Genomic DNA, 19,629 nt, shown 5'->3' on the forward strand with positions numbered 1-19,629 from the left:
ACTTCAGCGCGGCTCCGCGTCCTCGAAGCGGTCCACCTCGCGCAGCGGCTTGAACCACGCCATCCAGGCGCCCACCACCCCCAGCGTGCACAGGCTGCCCAGCACGGCGGCCGGCACCACGCCCAGCCAGGCCGCGCTGGTGCCGGCGCGGAATTCGCCCAGTTCGTTGGACGAGCCGATGAACAGCATGTTCACCGCGTTCACGCGCCCGCGCATGTCGTCGGGCGTGGAGAACTGCACCAGCGCGCCGCGGATGTAGACGCTCACCATGTCCGCCGCACCCGCCACCATCAGCGCCGCGAACGACAGCGCGAACACGGTGGAGAGCGAGAACACCAGGTTCGCCAGCCCGAACACCGCCACCGCCGCGAACATCGTGCGGCCCACGCGCCGGTTGAACGGCCGCATGCTCAGGTAGAAGCCCGCGCCCACCTCTCCGATGGCCATGGCGCTGCGCAGCGCGCCCAGGCCCTGCGGGCCCACGTGCAGCACCTCGTGCGCGTAGATGGGCAGCAGCGCCACCACGCCGCCCAGCAGCACGGCGAACAGGTCCAGCGAGATGGTGCCCAGCACGATGGGCCGCGAGCGGATGAAGCGGATGCCCGCGCCGAAGCGCTGGAAGATGCTGCCCTGTGCCGGCCCGTGCGGGGCCGCGCGGGCCACCGCCACGCGCGCCAGCAGCAGCGTGCCCAGCGCGAAGCTGGCCAGGCACACCGCGTAGGCCAGCGCGCCGCCGCCCAGCGCGTAGAGCACGCCGCCGATGAACGGGCCGCCGATGGTCGCCGCGCGCATGATCATCCCGTTGGCCGCCACCGCCTGCGCCAGCTGCCCGCGCGGCACGATCTGCGGCAGCAGGCTGGACAGCGCCGGCGCCGAGAACGCGCGCGAGCAGCCGAACAGCACCAGCACCGCGTACATCCACGACACCCCCGCCACCCCGTGCCCCGCCAGCCACCACAGCAGGCCGCTGCACACCGCGCCCACGGACCAGCTCGCGGCCAGGATGGTCTTGCGGCTGAAACGGTCGATCAGGTCGCCCGCGGGCAGCAGCAGCGCCAGCATGGGCAGGAACTGCGCCAGGCCCACGTAGGCCAGGGCCAGCGGCTCGCGCGTCAGGTCGTACACCTGCCAGGCCACCACCACGGCCTGCACCTGGGTGGCGAACACGGCCACCAGGCGCGCGGCGAGAAAGGCGACGAACCCCGTGTGGCGGTACACGCTGGGGGCGGCGGAGGGTTCGGTCATGGGAGAGCGGCGCGGGGCAAAGCGGGCGATGATAGGGCCTGCCATCGGATTATTCCCCCACGCGCTGGCCCCGCAATGGGGATGGATGCGCGAAGCGCGGCGCAGCCAATAGCCGTAGCTATTGGCAAGCCGTGCGACAAAGCAGACGCCCCATTGCGCAGCCAGCCCGCAGGGAGGGGCATGCGGGCGGCGCATTGCGTCGTTGCGGCTCGCTTGCGTAGCCGAGCTACGCGGCACTCACCGCTCCTAGCACTGCACCGCCCGGATGCCCCTCGCGTGGGGGAATAATCCGATGGCAGGCCCTAACGCGTGGATCAATGGCGCTTATGCCGGCGCCGATAGTCCCACGGCGCCGTCGGGCGCGGCTGCGACCACAGCCCCGTGCGCGCCTGCCGGGCCTGCGCCTGCAGCGCCTCCAGCCGAGGGTGCTTGCCCGCCTGGGGCGCATACACCCAGGCCAGGCCCGCGCGCACCTGGGCCGTGGCCACGTTCTGCCCGCCGCAGCGCACGTGGGCCAGCATGCGGCCGTAGGTGTCGTGCCCCAGCGCGTACAGCCGCGCCTGCTGGCGAAAGCACAGCCGCGCGAGGTTTTGCCGCGCGCGCTGGCCGAAGGCCTGGCGCAGCTCCGGCGCGTCGATGGCGGCCACGCGCACGCGCTTGGGGCGGCGGTCGCCGCAGCGCACGGAGAGGGAGTCGCCATCGCCGATGGCGATCACGAGGCAGAGCAGGGTGGCGGACATGGCGGCGGTGCGGTGAGCGCGAAGGGGGCGCACTATACCCGGCAGGCAGCGGCGCGATGCCCGACAATCGCCGGCGCGCATCCCGCGCGCTGCCTCTTTTCCTTTCTGCCCCTTCCCCGTGCTCAAAGGCCTTGCCGCTTCCCTCGTCGCGTCCGTGCTGTTCGGCGCGCTCTACTACATGGCGCCGCTGCTGGCGCCGCTCGACGGCGAGCAGATCTTCGGCTGGCGCGTGCTGTGCACGCTGCCCTTCACCACGGCGCTGCTGCTGGCGATGGGGCAGTGGGAGCGGGTGGCGGCGCTGGGGCGGCGCGTGCGGCGCCAGCCGCTGCTGGCGCTGGGCCTGCTGGGCAGCGCGGCGATGCTGGGGGTGCAGCTTTGGATCTTTCTGTGGGCGCCGCTGCACGGGCGCGCGCTGCCGGTCTCGCTGGGCTACTTCCTGCTGCCGCTGGTGATGGTGCTGACGGGGCGCGTGCTGTACCGCGAGCGGCTCACGCCGCTGCAGTGGGTGGCGACTGTGCTTGCCGCCGCGGGCGTGGCGCACGAGGTGGTGCGCGCGGGCGGCGTGTCGTGGGAGGTGTGGCTGGTCTCCGTGGGCTACACGGTGTATTTCGTGGCGCGCCGGCGCATGCGCACCGACCACCTGGGCGGGCACTGGCTCGACATGCTGCTGCTGATGCCGGCCGCGCTGTGGTTCGTGGCACGTGCGCCCTCGTCGCTGCCGCTGGTGGCCGGGCACGCGCACCTGTGGGCCATGGTGCCGGTGCTGGGCGTGGTGAGCGCGGTGGCGCTGGCGCTCTACATGGCGGCCAGCCGGCTGCTGCCGCTGGGGCTGTTCGGCCTGCTGAGCTACGTGGAGCCGGTGTTGCTGGCGCTGGTGGCGCTGCTGCTGGGCGAGAGCATCCAGCCGGGCCAGTGGCCGACCTACGGGCCGATCTTCGCCGCCGTGGGCGTGCTGGTGGTCGATGGGGCGCTGCGGCTGCGGCAAGTGCGGGGTTGAGGTGATTTGGGGCTGCAGCGCCCGTCCATCAGGCGCTGGCAGCTATGAGAAAAGAAGCAAAAGGCAGGGGGGAGACGTGGGCACACGGAAATGGACATGGGCGGCGCTGGCCGCTGCCGCCGCGCTGGCGCTGCCCGCGGGCACGGCGCTGGCGCGCGACGAGGCGCATGGCAAGCGGCTGGTGGAATCTTTCGAGCTGCCGCCCGAGGCGCTGGCGGATTTCGCGCGCCACCAGGCGAAGACGGCGGGAACCAGGCCGGCGGGCGTGCTGTCCGACACCGTCACCTGGACGGCGCCGCGCACGCTGGACCTGCCCGCCAGCGGCAACCCCTACACGCTGGTGGTGCGCGTCTCGGGCGTGGCGCAGGCCGCGGGCGAGGGCCACACGCTGTGGATGGCCGGCTGGATGCTGGACGGCGGTGCGCGTCTGGGCATGATGCAGGGCGCGTCGTTCCCGGACGGCACGCGCGCGGGCGAGGTGCTGCGGCTCACGGGCGCGGCCCCGCCGGTGAGTTTCAAGGAAAACCGCACGGTGGCGCCGGTGCTGGCCTTCGCCGGCGCGCGCAACCTGCGCGTGGACGGCGTGCGGCTGGAGGTGTGGTCCGGCATGCGCCGCAGCTCGTTCGTGGAGCTGCTGTTTTCCGCCGTGCCGCTGCTCACCGGCGTGGTGTTCCTGGGCCTGGTCTGGTGGTGGCGCCGGCGGTAGCCGCTACAACCCCAGCGGCTGGCCGGGCTTCCAGGCGTCGGCCAGGCGCTCGGCCTCGGCGATGTCGCTGGGGTGCATCCTGTCCTTCAGGCGGCTGAGGCCCGCGCGGGCGCTGGACGGGCGGTGCCGCTCGGGCAGCAGCTCGTCGCGCTCGGGCGCGGCGCGGTAGTTGCGGTCGGCCAGCGTCAGCAGCATCCAGGCGGGGATGGGGCGCTGGCTCACCGGGTCGGCGCCGTGCGCGTAGAGCATGCCCAGGCTGTAGAGCCCCGCGGAATGGCCCTGGCGCGCGGCGCGCAGGTACCAGTTCTCGGCCAGCGAAGGCTGGCGCGCCGTGTGTTCGCCGCGCTCGTAGATGCCGCCCAGGCGCACGGCGGCCACCGGGTCGCCCAGCGTGGCGGCGCGCTCCAGCCAGCGCCGGGCCTCGGCCGGGTCCAGCGGAGTGCCGATGGCGTCGCGGTACGGGCTGCCGCCCAGCAGCATGCAGCCGAGCAGGGTCATGGCGCGCACTTCGCCCTGGTCGGCCAGCGTGCGCACCTCGGGCAGGGAGCGGGCGCCTTCGCCCATGCGCCACTGGCGCTCCAGCGCGTCGATGCGCGCGCGCATGTCCTGACTGGCGCGGGTGTCGTCTACCTGGGCCGCACGGGCATCGCTGGCGGCGCGCGCGGCGTGCTGCGTTGCGCGGTCGCGGTCGTCCGCCGCCTTCCAGGCCAGCAGCGCGGCGCCCGCGAGCACGGCGCCGCCCAGGGCGATCAGCGTCCAGGGGCGCTGCGGCGCGGCCTGGCGCGTGGAGCGGGCGGGGCGGGGGGGCTCGTCTTCGTCGCCGCCGCGCGCGCGGCTGCGCGGCACCGCCTTGTCGTACACCACTTCGCAGCGCGGGCACTGCCATGCGGGCGCGGTGTCGGTGCTCTGGCGGGTGTAGTGGCAGCGGGGGCAGGTGCGGCCGCCGGGCGGCGCGGGCGGTGGCGCGGGCGTGTCCAGCGGTGCGAGGGAGAGTTCGGTGTCGGGCTTCATGTTGTGAGTAAAAACGGGCTCCAGCGCTTGTCCAGCAAGCGCTAGCAGCTCTTTTTTCGATAGCTCGGCTGGGGCGGCGGATCGGCGTCCGCCCAGGCGCCGGGCGCCAGGCCCTCCAGCGTGTAGGGGCCGATGGCCGCGCGCACCAGCCGCAGCGTGGGGTGGCCCACGGCGGCGGTCATGCGGCGCACCTGGCGGTTGCGGCCTTCGCGGATGACGAGTTCGATCCAGCTGTCGGGGATGTGCTGGCGCACGCGGATGGGCGGGTCGCGCGGCCACAGCGCGGGCGCGGGGTCGAGGCGGCGCGCGCGGGCCGGCAGGGTGGGGCCGTCGTTCAGCTCCACGCCCGCGCGCAGGCGGGCCAGCGCCTCGTCGCCGGGGATGCCCTCGACCTGCACCCAGTAGGTCTTCTCCATCTTGTGACGCGGGTCGCTGATGCGCGCCTGCAGCGGCCCGTCGTCGGTGAGCAGCAGCAGGCCTTCGCTGTCGGCGTCCAGCCGGCCGGCGGCGCGCACGCCGGGCAGGGCGATGAAGTCCTTCAAGCCCCGCCAGCGACCCTCGGGCGTGAACTGGCTCAGCACGCCGTAGGGCTTGTTGAAGCGGATCAGCCGGGTCACAGGAACAGGGCCGGATCGACCATGGTGAGACCCAGCATGACGCCCCAGTGCAGGTGCGGCCCGGTCACGCGGCCGGTGGCGCCCACTTGGCAGAAGACGTCGCCCGTGCGCAGCACGTCGCCCACCTGGCAGTCCATGCGGCTCAGGTGGCAGTACAGGGTGAGCAGGCCGCCGCCGTGGTCCAGCCAGACGGTGCCGCCGTTGAAGAAATAGTCGCCCACGTCGATCACCCGGCCGGGCAGCGGCGCGGCGATGGGCGTGCCCGTGGCGGCGGCGATGTCCATGCCGCTGTGCGGATTGCGCGGCTGGCCGTTGAACACGCGCCGCAGGCCGAAGCTGCTGCTGCGCCGCCCCGGCACGGGCTGGCGCATGCGCAGGTCGTCCGGCGGCAGCGGGGTGGAGAACGTGGCCCTCACCTGCTGCTGGTGGGCGCGCTCGCGCTCGTAGCGGGCGTTGTCCTCGGGCGAGAGATCGACGGTGCGCGGCGCCACGGTCAGGCGCTGCTCGCTGTATTTCTTGGGCGTGATGCGGTAGGGGATGCGCGCAGCCTGCGTGGCGATGTGCGCCTCGCCCACGGGCGCGGCCAGGGGGATGCCCACGAGCGCCGTCCACTCGATCGCGTCGCCCAGCACCAGCACGGGCATGCCGTCCGCCGTGTGCGCCACGGGCCGCTCGGGCCCGGGCCCCAGGGACAGGCGGGCCACGCCGCCGGGCACGCGCCGGTCCTGCGGCCAGGGGCCGGCGGGCGGGGCCGCCCAGGCGGTGCGGGCGGCGAGCAGCGGCAGGGCCAGCGCCTGCAGCAGCGTGCGGCGCGGGAATGCGGTAGGGGGCAGGGCAGGCATGGGCGGCAAGTGTAGATGCCGAAGGGGTTATGCGCGAAAGTAAGAAGCCCATGCGCGGGGCGTGCATGCGGGCCATAATCGCGCCCCAATGCCCTGTGCGGCGGCGCATCGCTTCGTTGTGAAGCGTGCTTCGGCGTCAGGGCATTCCCACGTCAGGCGCTGCGGCGCCTTTTTTTCCATCCTTTTTTGACAGAAAGCTGTTCGCCATGCGTCAAGAACACGACTTCATCGGCATCAAGACCATCCCTCCGGACGCGTACTGGGGTGTCCACACCGCACGTGCCGTAGAGAACTTTCCCATCACCGGCCACACCGTGGCCCACATGCCCGAGTTGATCCGGGCCTTCGCCTTCGTCAAGAAGGCCGCCGCCCGCGCGAACCTGCAGCTGGGCGTGATCAACGAAACCCAAGCCCGCGCCATTTCCGCAGCCTGCGACGACCTGATCGCCGGACAGCTGCACGACCAGTTCGTCGTGGACGTGATCCAGGGCGGCGCCGGCACCTCCACGAACATGAATGCCAACGAGGTGATCGCCAACCGTGCCCTGGAGCACCTGGGATTGCCCAAGGGCCGCTACGACGTGATCCACCCGAACGACCACGTCAACGCATCGCAGAGCACCAACGACGCCTATCCCACGGCGCTGAAGATCGCCACCTATTTCGGCATCGCGGCGCTGCTGCAGTCCCTGGCCGCCCTGCGCGGCGCCTTCGAGGCCAAGGCCGGGGAATTCGCCGCCATCCTGAAGATCGGCCGCACGCAGCTGCAGGACGCGGTGCCCATGACGCTGGGCCAGGAGTTCGCGGCCTTCGCCGCGATGGTCGCCGACGACGAGAAGCGCCTGCGCGAGTCCGCCTACCTGATGGCCGAGGTGAACATGGGCGGCACGGCCATCGGCACCGGCATCAACGCCCCGGTGGGCTACACGGACGTGGTCGTCCCTGCGCTGGCCGAGCTGTCGGGCGTGCCCGTGCAGGCCGCCGGCAACCTGATCGCCGCCACGTCGGACACGGGCGCCTTCGTCGATATCTCCGGCGTGCTCAAGCGCATCGCCGCTAAGCTCTCCAAGATCAGCAACGACCTGCGCCTGCTGTCCTCCGGCCCGCAGGCCGGCGTGGGCGACATCCGGCTGCCTGCGCGCCAGGCGGGCTCGTCCATCATGCCGGGCAAGGTGAACCCGGTGATCCCCGAGGTGATGAACCAGGTGTGCTTCGAGGTGATCGGCAATGACGCCGCCATCACCATGGCCGCCGAGGCGGGCCAGCTCCAGCTCAACGCCTTCGAGCCGCTGATGGGCTGGGCGCTGCACAAGAGCCTGCGCCACTTGGCCCAGGCCTGCCGCACGCTGCAGGTCAACTGCGTGGAAGGCATCGTGGCCAACCAGGCGCTGCTGGGCGAGCGCATCGCCGCGTCGGTGACGCTGGTGACGGCGCTCAACCCGCTGATCGGCTACGAGAAGGCCGCCGCCATCGCCAAGTCGGCCATCGCCTCGGGCAAGCCTATCGCGCTGGTGGCCGAGGACCTGGGCATCATGAGCCAGGCCGACATGCAAAAGCTCCTGGTGGCCGAGCGCCTGACGCAGGCGGGCGCGCTCTCCGCCGGGACCTGAGGTGCCATGGAGTCCGTAGCTGCCCGCGCTTTCTGGCCGGGCGCTGCGGGCCGTTTCCAAGGAAAAAGCCGGTGCATGCACCGGCTTTTTCGCATGCGGCGCCGGAGCGCCGCTTTCAGCGCGTGCGCTCGGACTCGACCACCATGTCCAGCACGTAGGCGTAGGCCAAGGCATCCGCCGGCACGTTCTGGCGCTTGAAACGGTTCACGCGCAGCACGTTGCGGATGCCGGGCTCGTGCGTGTAGCCCTCGATCTCGCTGTAGAACAGCTGCCATTCGCCCGTGCCCAGCTTCACGCCGTTGTCGCCATAGCGGACCTCGCGCACGCGCAGGCACTGCGCGCCCTTCACCACGCCGTGGCTGCAGGCGGCGCGCTGGGGCGCCACTTCCAGGAAGATGCGCTCGCCGGCGCCGCCGTATTTCGTCTGCGGCGTGGGCGTGCCGGCCAGCTCCCAGCGGCTGCCGTCGGCGAAGTGCAGCACCAGCTGCGGCGCCGCGCCGCTGCGCAGGTCCACGCGCTGGGCCTGGGGCAGCTGCGCGGCCACGCGCTGCTCCAGGGCCATCAGGTCGCGGTCGGCGCAGGCGCGCAGGGTGGACATGGGACGGCTCACCTGCAGGCGGCTGCCTTCCAGCGTGTAGCCCGCGCCCAGCGTGTTGCACAGGTTCTGCACCGAGAGCTGCTGGCCGCCGAAGTGCAGCCGCGCGGCCGGGCGTCCGTCCAGCCGCCAGCCGGGCGCTGCCTGCCCGCGCCCGTCGTAGGCGGCGGCCAGATCCCAGTCATAGGCCTGCAGTTGCGTGGATGCGTTGGCGGGCGGCGGGGTGGGGGTCACGGACGCTCCTTGCGGCGCGCTGCCGCAGGCGGCCAGCAGGGCGGCCAGGCCCAGTGCGGGCACGGTCTTGGTGAAAAAAGATGTGTGGTTCATGGCAGGACCTTACCGCAGGTGCGCACACTGCCGGGTAGGAGAAGGGCGCATTCAGGACGCGATGCGCTGGTGTATCCGCACCACGCTGGCGGGCGAGTTGGCGCGCGGCTGGCAGGTCAGCGCCAGCTACAACTACAGCACCACCGAGGGTGCGGACGGCGAGCGCATCCGCACCGTTTTCCCGCGCCAGATGGCCAAGCTGTGGACCAGCTGCCGCCTGCCCGGCACCTGGAGCCGAGGAGCGGGCCTGGATACAATTGAACAAGAACCATTCTTGTTTAATTGCGGGCGCTACGTCCCACATTGCGCTCAGCACCCGCCATGCCCACCTCCCGCCCTCTGCACGGTGAAATCGCCACCCTCTACACCGACCACCACGGCTGGCTGCAAGGCTGGCTGCGCAAGAAGCTCGGCGACGTGCACCAGGCGGCCGACCTGGCGCACGACACCTTCGTGCGCCTGCTGGCGCGCGAGGAGCCCGTGCAGGCGCGCGAGCCGCGCGCCTTCCTGACCACGGTGGCGCAGCGCGTGGTGGCCAACCACTACCGGCGCCAGCAGCTGGAGCGCGCCTACCTGGAGGCGCTGGCCCAGGCGCCGCAGGCCGCCGCGCTGTCGCCCGAGGAGCGCGCGCTGCTGCTGGAGGCGCTGGACGAAATCGACCGCCTGCTCGACGGCCTGCCTGCGCCCGTGCGGCGCGCGTTCCTGATGGCCCAGCTCGACGGCATGAAGCAGGCCGACATCGCCCGCGCGCTCGGCGTGTCGCTCACCACCGTCAAGCGCTACCTGGTGCAGGCAGGCATGCGCTGCTACTTCGCGGTGGCGCCGTGACGGTGCCGCCCGAGGTGGCGCGCCGCGCCGTCGAATGGTGGCTGCTGCTGCAGGACGGGGACCTGCCCGAGCCCCAGCGGCGCGCGTGGCAGGCCTGGCGCGCGGCCGATGCGCTGCACGAGCAGGCCTGGCAGCACATCGCCGCCGTCAACGAACGGCTGGCGGGCTTGGCCCCGCCGCAGCAGGCGGCCATCGCGCGCGCGGCGCTGGCGCCGCGCGGCCCGGCGCGCCGCCGCGTGGCGCAGACCCTAGCCGTGCTGGCCTTCGGCGCGGGCGTGGCGTGGCAACTGGAGCAGCGCACGCCCTGGCGCACCTGGGTGGCCGACGTGCGCACGGCGCGCGGCGAGCGCCGCCGCCTGGTGCTGGAAGACGGGACGCAGCTCGTGCTCAACGGTGCCAGCGCGCTCGACATCGCCTACGGCCCCGCATTGCGCCGCCTGCGCCTGCTGGAGGGCGAGGTGCTCATCACCACCGCGCCCGACAGCCACCAGCCCGCGCGCGGCTTCGCCGTGCAGACCGCCGCCGGCGAGGCCCAGGCCCTGGGCACGCGCTTCGCCGTGCGCGCGCTGGCCGGGGGCGATACGTGGGTCGGCGTGTTCGAGGGTGCCGTGCGCCTCACGCCGCGCGACGCCGCCGCCAGCGCGCTGGTGCTGCCCGCGGGCCGGCAGGCCACGCTGCAGGCGCAGGGCGTGTCGGCCCCGGCCGCCGTGCACGAGGACAGCACGGCCTGGACCGAGGGCATGCTGGTCGCGCGCGGCCTGCCGCTGCCCGACCTGCTGGCCGCGCTGCAGCCCTACAGCGCGGCGCGGCTGGTCTGCGCGCCCGAGGTGGCGCACCTGCGGGTGTCGGGCACCTACCCGCTCGACGACGTGCCGCGCGTGCTGGCCGCGCTCGGCGCCCTGCCCGGGCTGCGGGTGCGCACGCTCGCGCGCTGGTGGGGGCGGCAGGAGGTGGTGGCCGAAGCCGCGCCCCGGTGACTCTGCAAAAAAGAGAGCTGCTCGCGCTTGCTATTCCTGGGTTTCAATACCAAAACCTATTGGATTCTGCGACTGGCAAGCGCGAGCAGCTCTCTTTTTTGATAGTGGCACTCGCCGTTGCGAAAAAATTGCGCGCGCGGTGGGCTGTTTTGGCAACTCGCGGGACATGGAAGGGGAGTGCGGCCCCGCGCCGCGCCCGCCCGGCGCGCAGGCGCCTTGCCCTTTCTTCCTCCTGACCACCATGGCCCCTCTTTCAGCCCCCCCCCGTTTTCCGCTCTACCCGCAGGCCCGGGCCTGCCGCAGCCTCGTGCTGGCGCTGGCCTGCGCCAGCCTGGGCAGCAGCCTGCATGCCCAGGCGCCCGGCGCATCCTCCGGCGCCGAGGCGGCGCGCAGCTACAGCATTCCCGCCGGTCCGCTCGAAGACGCGCTCAACCGGTTCGGGCGCGACTCGGGCCTGCTGCTGTCCTTCACCCAGGACCAGGTGCAGCGTCTGCGCAGCCCGGGGCTGCAGGGCAGCCACACGGCGCGCAGCGGCCTGGACGCCTTGCTGCGGGGCACGGGGCTGGAGGCTGCGGCGCAGGCGCAGGGCGGCTACGTGCTGCGCGCGGCGCCCCGGGTCCGGCAGACGGCGCCTTACGGCGGCGATGCCGCGCTGCCGGAGGTGCGGGTAACGGCCGAGGCGGTCTCCAGCCCCATCACCGAGCAGACCGGTTCGTACACCACGCGGGCGCTGTCCATCGGCAAGATGCAGCAGTCGATCCGCGAAACGCCGCAGTCGGTGACGGTGGTGACGCGCCAGCAGATGGACGACCAGCGCATGACGGCGATCGAGGACGTGATCGTGCAGACCACCGGCGCCAGCAAATCGCAGCGCAACTTCGGTTCGCACACCTACACCATGCGCGGCTTCGTCATCCCCGACGACAACTACCTGATGGACGGCGTCTCCAGCGGCGCGCTCAGCCCGACGGGCTGGGTCCCGATGGACACCGCCATCTTCGACCGCGTCGAGGTGCTGCGCGGCGCCGGCGCCCTGGTGGTGGGCGCCGGCGACCCGAGCGGCGTGGTCAACATGGTGCGCAAGCGCCCGCGCGCCGAGGCGCATTTCGAGATCGCCCAAAGCATCGGCTCGTGGAACAACTACCGCACCGAGATCGATACCGGCGGCCCGATCAACGCCGCCGGCACGGTACGCGGCCGCGTGGTCGCGGCGTATACCGACCGCGACTATTTCTATGACGTGGCCCACACCCGAGAGCCCTTGTTCTATGGCGTCATCGACGCCGACCTGGGCAGCCGCACCAGGCTCACCGGCGGCTACCGCCATCAAACGGTGGACACGCCGGGCTACACCATCTACGGCCTGCCCAGCTACACCACAGGCGCCTCGCTGAACCTGCCGCGCTCCACCTCGCTGGGGCAGAACTGGAACCGCCACAAGGCCCAGACCGACGACTTCTTCGCCGAACTGTCGCATGCGTTCGATGGCGACTGGGTGGGCAAGATCACCGCCAACCACGGCAACAGCGACTACACGCAAAAACTGAGCACCGCCCGCGGTGCGATCGACCCCGCGACCATGGCCGGCGCCAGCACCGTGAGCCAGTATTTCTCTCGCCGTGATCTCGACTACAGCGGGCTGGACGCCAACCTGACCGGCAGCTTCCAGGCACTGGGCGGCACGCACAAGTTCCTGGTGGGCGCGATGTGGTCCCGGCAAGACACGTTCATCGGCAATACCACCGTGCCGCAACGCATTGCCGTCGACATCTTCAACTTCAACCATGGGCTGATTCCGGAGCCGGCCAACCCGGCGAACTACGCCAACCGGCAACAGCAGCGGGTGGAGACCGCGGGCCTGTACGCCAGCACCCGCCTGGAGCTGGCCAAGAACCTGCACCTGAGCCTGGGCGGCCGGCTCAACTGGTACCAGTCCCGCACCGACAACCTGGTCACTGGCGCGGTGCTCAACGACTATCAGGAAGACGCCCAACTCACGCCCTATGCGGGCCTGGTCTATGACCTGGATCCGAATTGGTCGGTCTACGCGAGCTACGCCGACACCTTCGTGACGCAGTCGCAATACCTCTCGGCCACGGGCGGCGGCTTCGACCCCGCCGTCGGCACCAACCTCGAAGCCGGCGTGAAGGGCGAGTTCTTCGATCGCAAGCTCAACGTGGCCTTCGCGGTGTTCGACATCAAGAAGCGCAACATGGCGCTGTATGACAACAGCACGCTGCCGTCCTGCCCGGGCGGCATGATCATCACCACCGGTGATTGCTATCGCGCGGTCAGTGTGCGCAGCAGGGGTTTCGACGCCGAGGTCGGGGGCGAGCTCGCACGCGGCTGGCAGATTGCCGGTGGCTACACGTATCTGACGAGCAAGGACTCGTCGGGCGCGCCGCTCACCAGCGATGCACCACGCAACCTGCTGCGCGTCTCCACCAGCTACAACCTGCCGGGCGATTGGTCCGCCTGGACCGTTGGTGCGAATGTGGCCGCGCAGAGTCGGGCCCACGTCGAGACGGTCAAGAACCCCGGCCACGCCGTGCTGGACCTGCGCGCGTCCTACCGCATCAACCCGCACTGGACTGCGGCGCTCAACATCAACAACGTGACCGACAAGACCTACTGGTCGGCGATCGGCGGCACCATCGGCGGCAGCTATTACGGCGCCCCTCGCAACGCCATGCTGACCCTGCGCGGCGCGTTCTGACGGCGAGGCCGCGGGCGGTAGGGTGATATTGAGAATGATTCTTCTTACCATGGTTATGATGCCGCCCCATGGAACTGTCCGCCTCCTTCACCCGCGCGCTGCTGTCGGGCTTCGACCGCGCCTATGCCGACCTGCTGCGCGTGGCCACGCGCAGCACGGGCAGCCGCGAGGAGGCCGGCGACCTGGTGCACGACACCTGGCTCAGGCTGGCCGAGCATGCGCGCGGCCTGCCTGCCGAGCGGCACGGTGAAGCGCCCCAGGCACCGCGCGATGCCGCTGCCTACCTGGCCGTCATGGCGCAGCACATGGCGCTCGATGCGCAGCGCCGCCGCCAGCGCCACGGGCGCTACCTGGACGCGGCGGTCCTGCACGAGCAGCTGGCGCCCAGCCATGCGCCCGACGCGGCCGACTCTGTCATGTACCGCCAGGCGCTGGCCGCGCTGGAGGCGGCGCTGGCCGGCCTGCCCGCGCGCGGCCGCGCCGCCTTCGTCGCGCACCGCGTGCACGGCGAGCGCCAGCCCGAGATCGCCGCGCGGCTGGGGGTGTCGCTCAATACCGTGGAGCGCGACCTGATCCAGGCCCAGGCCTGCATCGAGGACGCGCTGCACCGCTGGCGCGGCACCCGGCCCGGCAGCGCCGACACCCGGCGCGCGGGCCGGCGGCGCAGCCTGGGCGCCTTGCTGGGGCTGGCCGGCATGGGCGTGGGAGGCAGCGTCGGCTGGCGGCAGTGGCAGCTTTACCGCGATACCCATGTGCAATGGCAGGCCCATTGGAGCAGCACGCGCGGCCAGTTGGCGCGGCACGGCCTTCCCGATGGCTCCAGCGTGCTGCTCGACGCCCAGAGCAGCGCCGAAGTCCGCTACTTCGCGGTGCGGCGCGCGGTGACGCTGGCGCGCGGGGCCGCGTTCTTCGACGTGGCGCGCGACCCGGGGAGGCCCTTCACCGTGCAGGCGCGCGGCGTGCGCGTCACGGTGCTGGGCACGCGCTTCGGCGTGGAGGTCGCCGCGGGCGCCGATGGCCGGGAGCGCGTCACGGTGCAGGTGGAGTCCGGGCGCGTGCGCGTGGAGCCTGGCGCGGGCGGCCAGGCCTGCGAACTGGGCGCGGGCCAGGGCCTGCAGGTGGAGGGCGCCACTGTCACGCAGACCCAGGCGCCGCCCGGCGACGCGGCGCTGTGGCGCCATGGCGAGCTGGCCTTTGCTGGCAGCACGCTGGGCGAGGCGCTGCAGCGGCTGTCGCGCTATGCGCCGTTCACGCTGGCGGCCACACCGGAGGCGGCCCGCCTGCCGCTGAGCGGGCGCGTGCGCATCGCGCAGGCCCGTGCCTGGGTGAGGGCGCTGCCCCGTGCGCTGCCGGTGCAGGTGCGGCAGCAGGCCGATGGCGGTCTGCTGGTGGCAATGGCGCGGTAGTTTTTTTCAGGAATTTTCTCGGCCGGTCGTCTAGGCAGTGATCCCTTCGGATTTGCCATCACTCACTGTCAAGGACGAATTCCATGCCTTCGCTTTTCTTCCGTTTCCGCCGCGCCCCGCTGGCCCGGGCCGCACTGTGCCTGGGCCTGGCCCTGCCGCTGCACGCCGCCCCGGCCCAGACGGCGGCGCAGCCCGTGCGCTTCGACATCGCCGCGCAGCCGCTGGCCAGCGCGCTGGACCAGTTCGCGCGGCAGGCGGGGCTGCAACTGGTGTTCAAGCCTGACCTGGCGGCCCAGCGCCAGGCGCCCGCCGTGCGTGGCGAGCTGCCGCTGCGCCAGGCGCTGGATGCGCTGCTCGCAGGCAGCGGCCTCGATGGCCAGGTGCGTGACGGCACGCTGACCGTGCAGCCTGCCGCGGCCTCCAGCGGCAAGACCCTGGCCGAGGTGCGCGTGCTGGCCCGCCGCGCGGGCGATGGGACGACTGAAGGCACGGGCGCATATACCAGCCGCGTGACCAGCATCGCGTCGAAGACGGACCAGTCGTTCCGCGAGATTCCCCAGTCGGTGTCGGTGGTGACGCGCCAGCAGCTCGACGACCAGCGTGCGACCGACGTGACCGAGGCGCTCAAGCTCACGCCCGGCATCGTCGTGGCCAACACCGTGGGTGACTTCTATTCGCGCGGCTTCCAGGTCACCAGCATGCAGGTCGACGGCGGCGCGCCGCTGGCGCTGGGCGCCTACACCTACTCGCCGCAGCAGAACATGGCGTTCTACGACCGGGTGGAGGTGATGCGCGGCGCTTCGGGCCTGCTGGGCGGGGTGGGCGACCCGGGCGGCATCATCAACATCGTGCGCAAGAAGCCATTGGCGCAGCGCCAAGTCAAGGCCGAGCTGTCGGCCGGTTCCTGGAGCCGGCGCGGCGTGGAGCTGGACGCCACAGGCCCACTGGCCGAGGACGGCAGCGTGCGCGGGCGCGCCGTGCTGTCCTACCAGAAGGGCGACTCGTACATGGACTGGCGCAGCAGCGAAAAGCCCGCGCTGTACGGCGTGCTGGAGGCCGACCTGACGCCCGACACCCTGCTCACCGTGGGCGGCAGCTATGGCAAGCAGCACGAGAACGGCGACTATGCGGGCCTGCCGCGCTACACGGACGGCCGCAGCCTGGGCCTGCCGCGCAGCACCAACTTCACCCAGCCCTGGGCGTACTACGACTACGAGACCAAAGAGTTCTTTGCCCAGCTGGAGCACCGCTTCTCCAACGGCTGGAAGGCCAAGCTCAACGCCTCCCGCGTGGAAACGGAACTGGACCGCAACTGGGTCTACATGGGCGGCGCCATCCATCCGCAGACGCTCGCCGGCGCGGTATGGCGCGGCGGCCATATCCAGTCGGGCAACACGCAGGACATGGTCGATCTGAGCCTGGGCGGCACCTTCGGACTGATGGGCCGCACGCACGAGGTGCTGGTGGGCATGGACTGGCAGCGCGTGGACAGCTTCTGGCAGACCGGCAACTTCCCCGGCAGCGGCACGGTGGCGAGCAACCCGTTCGACCCCAGCGTCTGGACGCCGTCCACGGACACCTATTTCAACACCCGCTACGGCCCCTGGGGCCAGAAGCAGGCGGGCGGCTACGGCGTGCTGCGCCTGCACCCCACCGACCGGCTGCACGTGATAGTGGGCGTGCGGGCCAGCCGCTACGACTTCGCGCAGGCGATCTGGAGCATGGACGCCAGCGGCAACCGCACACCCTGGTCGGACACGCCCTTCAAGGAGCCTACCAAGGTCACGCCCTATGGCGGCGTGATCTACGACCTGGGCGGCCAATGGTCGGCCTATGCCAGCTATGCGTCCATCTTCAACCCGCAGGCGCTGAACATGGCGGGCCCGCCGCCGGGCACGCCGCTGCCGCCGGTCAAGGGGGCTAGCTACGAGGCCGGCCTCAAGGGTGAACTGATGGACGGCCGGTTGAACGCGACTTTCAGCGTCTTCAACGTGGAGCGCACTGGCTCGGCCGCCGTGGACCCGAACTACGAGACCTCCAACAACCGCTGGAGCGGCAATTGCTGCTATATCGCCCAGGGCAAGGTGACGAGCCGCGGGTTCGACATGGAAGTGGGCGGGGCGGTGCGGCCGGGCTGGCAACTGGCTGCGGGTTATACCTTCAACAACACCAGGGACCATAGCACCGCGAAGACCTACAGCAGCATCACGCCGCGCCATCTGCTCAAGCTCTCCACGGCCTACACGCTGCCGGGTGCGCTATCGCAGTGGCGCGTGGGAGGCAGTGCCACCATCCAGAGCACCCACTACGTGAGCGGGACGGCGCTGTCTGCCAGCGGGGCGTCTGTGCCGTTCGACTTCAACCAGGACGGCTATGCGCTGTGGAACGCGATGGTGCAGTATCGGATCGACCCGCGCTGGACGCTGACGCTGAACGTCAACAACCTGTTCGACAAGACCTATTACCAGACCCTGGGAAGCACCTTCAGCAACAACCTCTATGGTGCGCCGCGCAACGCGATGCTGACGCTGCGCGGCTCGTTCTGAGCCATCTGGCAAGGGGCCGCGTCATTTGGGTGGCCCTTTTTGGGTTTTCGTTTGTCATGTATGGAGAAGGGCCGTGTTTTCGGCCCGGCCCGACCGTAGAGAAATCCGGCCGCCCCTGAGGGGCGCAGCCCCGACCAGCCACCCCATGACCCGTTTTCCTGCCGCCCTCCCGGGCCTGTCCATTCTCTCCCGCCTGTTGGCCGCCGTGCTCGGCGGCTATCTGCTGGCCAGCGCGCTGGCAGTGTTCCTGCCAGCGGCGCTGCCCGGCCCGCGCGCCGAGGCCGTGCTGGTGGGCGTGCAGTGGAGTTTCGCGCTGCATGTGCTGGCGGTGGTCTGGGCGTTCTCGCCGCTCTCGCTGGCGCGGGTCTGGTGGGGCCTGCTGGGGTTCGCGGCGGCCCTGGCGGGCCTGGCGGCGGTGATCGGGCTCTGGACACGCGGGGGGGCTTGAGCGGTGGCCCGGCAGAAAAATGCATCCGGCGCGGGGCAGGGGGGCTTTCGCCAGGCTCAGGCCTGGCTGCATACCTGGTGCGGGCTGTGGTTCTCGTGGCTGCTGTTCGCGGTGTTCCTCACGGGCACGCTGGCCGTGTTCGAGGAGGCCATCACCCACTGGATGACGCCCGAGCACCACGCCGGGGAGGCCGCGACAGCCCAGGCGCCCGCGGGCGCGGGCCGCGCGCAGCGCCTTGCCTGGGGGCTGGCCTACATGGAGCAGCACCACCCGGGTGCCGGGATGTGGGAGCTATGGCCCGCGAACGCCGAAGGCGCGGGCGAACTGCGCGTGTACTGGTTCGACGACCAGCGCCAGTACGCCTCGGCCGACCTGGACACTACCACGGGCCGGCCGCAGCCCGCGCGCGTCCAGGGCGCCGCGCGCGCCACCCTGGGCGGCCACCATTTCGTGGACTTCCACTACGAACTGCATGCCGGGCAGGCCGGGCTCTGGGTGGTCGGCATCGCAGCCATGGCCATGCTGGTGGCGCTGGTCAGCGGCGTGGTCACGCACCGGCGCATCTTCAAGGACTTCTTCACTTTCCGCGCGCGCAAGGGCCAGCGTAGCTGGCTCGACGCGCACAACGCGGTGGCTGTGCTGACGCTGCCGTTCCAGTTCATGATCGCCTACACGGGCATCGTCCTGTCGGGCATGACCTTCATGCCCGCGGGCATCGCGGCCCATTTCGGCGTTGGCAGCGAGGGCACGCGGGCCTACCTCGCCGCGCTCCATGAGTCCGGCAAGCCCCGGCCCTCGGGGCAAGCCATGGCAGTGCCCGCGCTGGAGCCGTTCGCACAGCGCGGGCAGGCACTGATCGGCCAGCCCGTGCGGGCCGTGGTCATCGACCACCCGGGCGATGCCGCCGCGCGCATCGGCGTCTATGGCTGGAACAGCGGCGACAGCATGCGCCAGCGCCTGAGCCCCACCAGCGGCATGGCGATGTTCTCGGCCGCGACGGGCGAGGTGCTGCAGGTGCGCCTGCCCGGCGGGGTGGATGGAGGGACGGCCTCGCTGGCACAGTCCGTGATGGGCGGCCTGCACATGGTGCAGTTCGGCGGCCTGGCGCTCAAATGGCTGTATTTCCTGTGCGGCCTGGCAGGCAGCGCGATGGCGGCCACGGGGGCCATCCTGTTCATGGTCAAGCGCCGCGGCAAACACCTGGGCGAATTCGGCGCTGCAACGGCGCGCGTGTACCGGCTGATCGAGGGCATGAACGTGGCGGCCATCGCGGGCCTGGGCCTGGCCTGCATCGGCTACCTGTGGGCCAACCGGCTCGTGCCCGTGGGACTGGCGCATCGGGGCGACTGGGAGCTGGCCGTTTTCTTCGGCGTCTGGGGGCTGGCCCTTGCGCATGCGCTGGTGCGTGCGCCTGCGGCCGCGTGGCGGGCGCAACTGGGCCTGCTGGCCGTGCTGTGCCTGTCGCTGCCGGTGCTGAACGGGCTGTCGGTGGGCGACCACCTGCCAGCGCAGGTGCTGCACGGCGACTGGGAGAGCGCGGGCGTGGAGCTGTTCTGCATGGCGGCAGGGCTGGCAGCGGCCGGAGCCTGGCACTGGCAGAGGCGCCGCAGCGCGGCAACCGGGCGGCCACGGCCGGCGGGCGATGCCGGGGCGGAGGTGCGCACATGAGCCCGCTGCACGCTTCCTTTCTGGCGCTGACCTCGGCCTATGCGGGCATGGCGGCGCTGGCCTTCGCCATGGACCGCCACCATGCGCAGCTGACGGGCGCGCAGGAGGTGCCGTTGGCGCGCCAGCGGCTGCTGCGCTGCGCTGGCGCGCTGCTGCTGGCTGCGGCGGGTATCCCGTGCGTCCTGGCCTGGGGCGCCACGGTGGGGCCGGTGGCCTGGCTGGGCTGGCTGTCCGCCGGGGCTTTGGGCGCAGCGGGCTTCATCGGCGCTGCGGCGCGCGTGGCGGCCGGGGTGGCATGCGCCGCAGCGGCCGCGGCGGTGCTCGGACTGGTCCACGGCGTGTGAGGAAGG

At 71.6% G+C, this 19,629-nt stretch carries 17 protein-coding genes; 11 read left to right on the forward strand and 6 right to left on the reverse strand.

Annotated features, from left to right (window positions below; all coding sequences use genetic code 11):
• Positions 1-3: 3 nt before the first annotated feature.
• Positions 4-1,245: an MFS transporter gene (locus tag AVS7_RS15580; protein WP_034691063.1), complete on the reverse strand. Its 1,242-nt coding sequence runs from the start codon at positions 1,243-1,245 to the stop codon at positions 4-6.
• A gap of 314 nt (positions 1,246-1,559) precedes the next feature.
• Positions 1,560-1,985 (reverse strand): thermonuclease family protein, encoded by a 426-nt coding sequence (locus AVS7_RS15585; RefSeq protein WP_020229267.1) that lies wholly within the window; start codon positions 1,983-1,985, stop codon positions 1,560-1,562.
• A 118-nt stretch (positions 1,986-2,103) separates the two neighbouring features.
• Here AVS7_RS15585 and rarD point away from each other — a divergent pair, with 118 nt between their 5' ends.
• Entirely contained in the window at positions 2,104-2,982 is an 879-nt protein-coding gene (gene rarD / locus AVS7_RS15590; RefSeq protein WP_024001661.1) for an EamA family transporter RarD, read from the forward strand.
• Positions 2,983-3,058: 76 nt separating this feature from the next.
• Positions 3,059-3,688 (forward strand): hypothetical protein, encoded by a 630-nt coding sequence (locus AVS7_RS15595; protein WP_020229269.1) that lies wholly within the window; start codon positions 3,059-3,061, stop codon positions 3,686-3,688.
• A 3-nt stretch (positions 3,689-3,691) separates the two neighbouring features.
• On the opposite strand, the gene AVS7_RS15600 is transcribed toward AVS7_RS15595, so the two are convergent.
• From AVS7_RS15600 to AVS7_RS15610, 3 genes are read right to left on the reverse strand one after another with little or no spacing between them, the layout of a single operon-like run.
• Positions 3,692-4,699, reverse strand: a complete 1,008-nt coding sequence (locus AVS7_RS15600; RefSeq protein WP_020424057.1) for a tetratricopeptide repeat protein — start codon at positions 4,697-4,699, stop codon at positions 3,692-3,694.
• A gap of 41 nt (positions 4,700-4,740) precedes the next feature.
• Positions 4,741-5,316: a pseudouridine synthase gene (locus AVS7_RS15605; protein ID WP_020229270.1), complete on the reverse strand. Its 576-nt coding sequence runs from the start codon at positions 5,314-5,316 to the stop codon at positions 4,741-4,743.
• Positions 5,313-6,158, reverse strand: coding sequence for a peptidoglycan DD-metalloendopeptidase family protein (locus AVS7_RS15610; protein ID WP_020229271.1), 846 nt, complete (start codon positions 6,156-6,158; stop codon positions 5,313-5,315). The genes AVS7_RS15605 and AVS7_RS15610 overlap by 4 nt, the downstream gene beginning before the upstream one ends.
• Before the next feature lie 206 nt (positions 6,159-6,364).
• Here AVS7_RS15610 and AVS7_RS15615 point away from each other — a divergent pair, with 206 nt between their 5' ends.
• Complete coding sequence (locus AVS7_RS15615; protein WP_020229272.1) at positions 6,365-7,768, forward strand: aspartate ammonia-lyase; 1,404 nt, start codon at positions 6,365-6,367, stop codon at positions 7,766-7,768.
• Between the two features lie 115 nt (positions 7,769-7,883).
• Here AVS7_RS15615 and AVS7_RS15620 read toward each other — a convergent pair whose 3' ends face one another.
• Positions 7,884-8,690: an META and DUF4377 domain-containing protein gene (locus tag AVS7_RS15620; RefSeq protein ID WP_020229273.1), complete on the reverse strand. Its 807-nt coding sequence runs from the start codon at positions 8,688-8,690 to the stop codon at positions 7,884-7,886.
• Between the two features lie 321 nt (positions 8,691-9,011).
• Here AVS7_RS15620 and AVS7_RS15625 point away from each other — a divergent pair, with 321 nt between their 5' ends.
• The 8 genes from AVS7_RS15625 to AVS7_RS15660 all read left to right on the forward strand — a co-directional run bounded on the left by AVS7_RS15625 (position 9,012) and on the right by AVS7_RS15660 (position 19,623).
• Complete coding sequence (locus AVS7_RS15625; RefSeq protein ID WP_020229274.1) at positions 9,012-9,518, forward strand: sigma-70 family RNA polymerase sigma factor; 507 nt, start codon at positions 9,012-9,014, stop codon at positions 9,516-9,518.
• Entirely contained in the window at positions 9,515-10,495 is a 981-nt protein-coding gene (locus AVS7_RS15630) for a FecR domain-containing protein (RefSeq protein ID WP_020229275.1), read from the forward strand. Before AVS7_RS15625 ends, AVS7_RS15630 begins: the two co-directional genes overlap by 4 nt.
• Positions 10,496-10,736: 241 nt before the next feature.
• Entirely contained in the window at positions 10,737-13,211 is a 2,475-nt protein-coding gene (locus AVS7_RS15635; protein ID WP_144425120.1) for a TonB-dependent siderophore receptor, read from the forward strand.
• Positions 13,212-13,279: 68 nt separating this feature from the next.
• Positions 13,280-14,617, forward strand: a complete 1,338-nt coding sequence (locus AVS7_RS15640) for a sigma-70 family RNA polymerase sigma factor (RefSeq protein ID WP_020229277.1) — start codon at positions 13,280-13,282, stop codon at positions 14,615-14,617.
• A gap of 83 nt (positions 14,618-14,700) precedes the next feature.
• Positions 14,701-17,163 (forward strand): TonB-dependent receptor, encoded by a 2,463-nt coding sequence (locus AVS7_RS15645; RefSeq protein ID WP_020229278.1) that lies wholly within the window; start codon positions 14,701-14,703, stop codon positions 17,161-17,163.
• A 145-nt stretch (positions 17,164-17,308) separates the two neighbouring features.
• A complete protein-coding gene (locus tag AVS7_RS15650; RefSeq protein WP_020229279.1) occupies positions 17,309-17,611 on the forward strand; it encodes a hypothetical protein in 303 nt (100 codons plus the stop codon).
• Positions 17,612-17,614: 3 nt separating this feature from the next.
• Positions 17,615-19,279: a PepSY domain-containing protein gene (locus AVS7_RS15655; RefSeq protein ID WP_020229280.1), complete on the forward strand. Its 1,665-nt coding sequence runs from the start codon at positions 17,615-17,617 to the stop codon at positions 19,277-19,279.
• Positions 19,276-19,623: a DUF3325 domain-containing protein gene (locus AVS7_RS15660; RefSeq protein ID WP_020229281.1), complete on the forward strand. Its 348-nt coding sequence runs from the start codon at positions 19,276-19,278 to the stop codon at positions 19,621-19,623. The genes AVS7_RS15655 and AVS7_RS15660 overlap by 4 nt, the downstream gene beginning before the upstream one ends.
• The last annotated feature ends 6 nt before the right edge of the window (positions 19,624-19,629 follow it).

Origin of the sequence: Acidovorax sp. MR-S7 (assembly GCF_000400995.2) — a bacterium.
Classification (GTDB): Bacteria; Pseudomonadota; Gammaproteobacteria; order Burkholderiales; family Burkholderiaceae_C; genus MR-S7.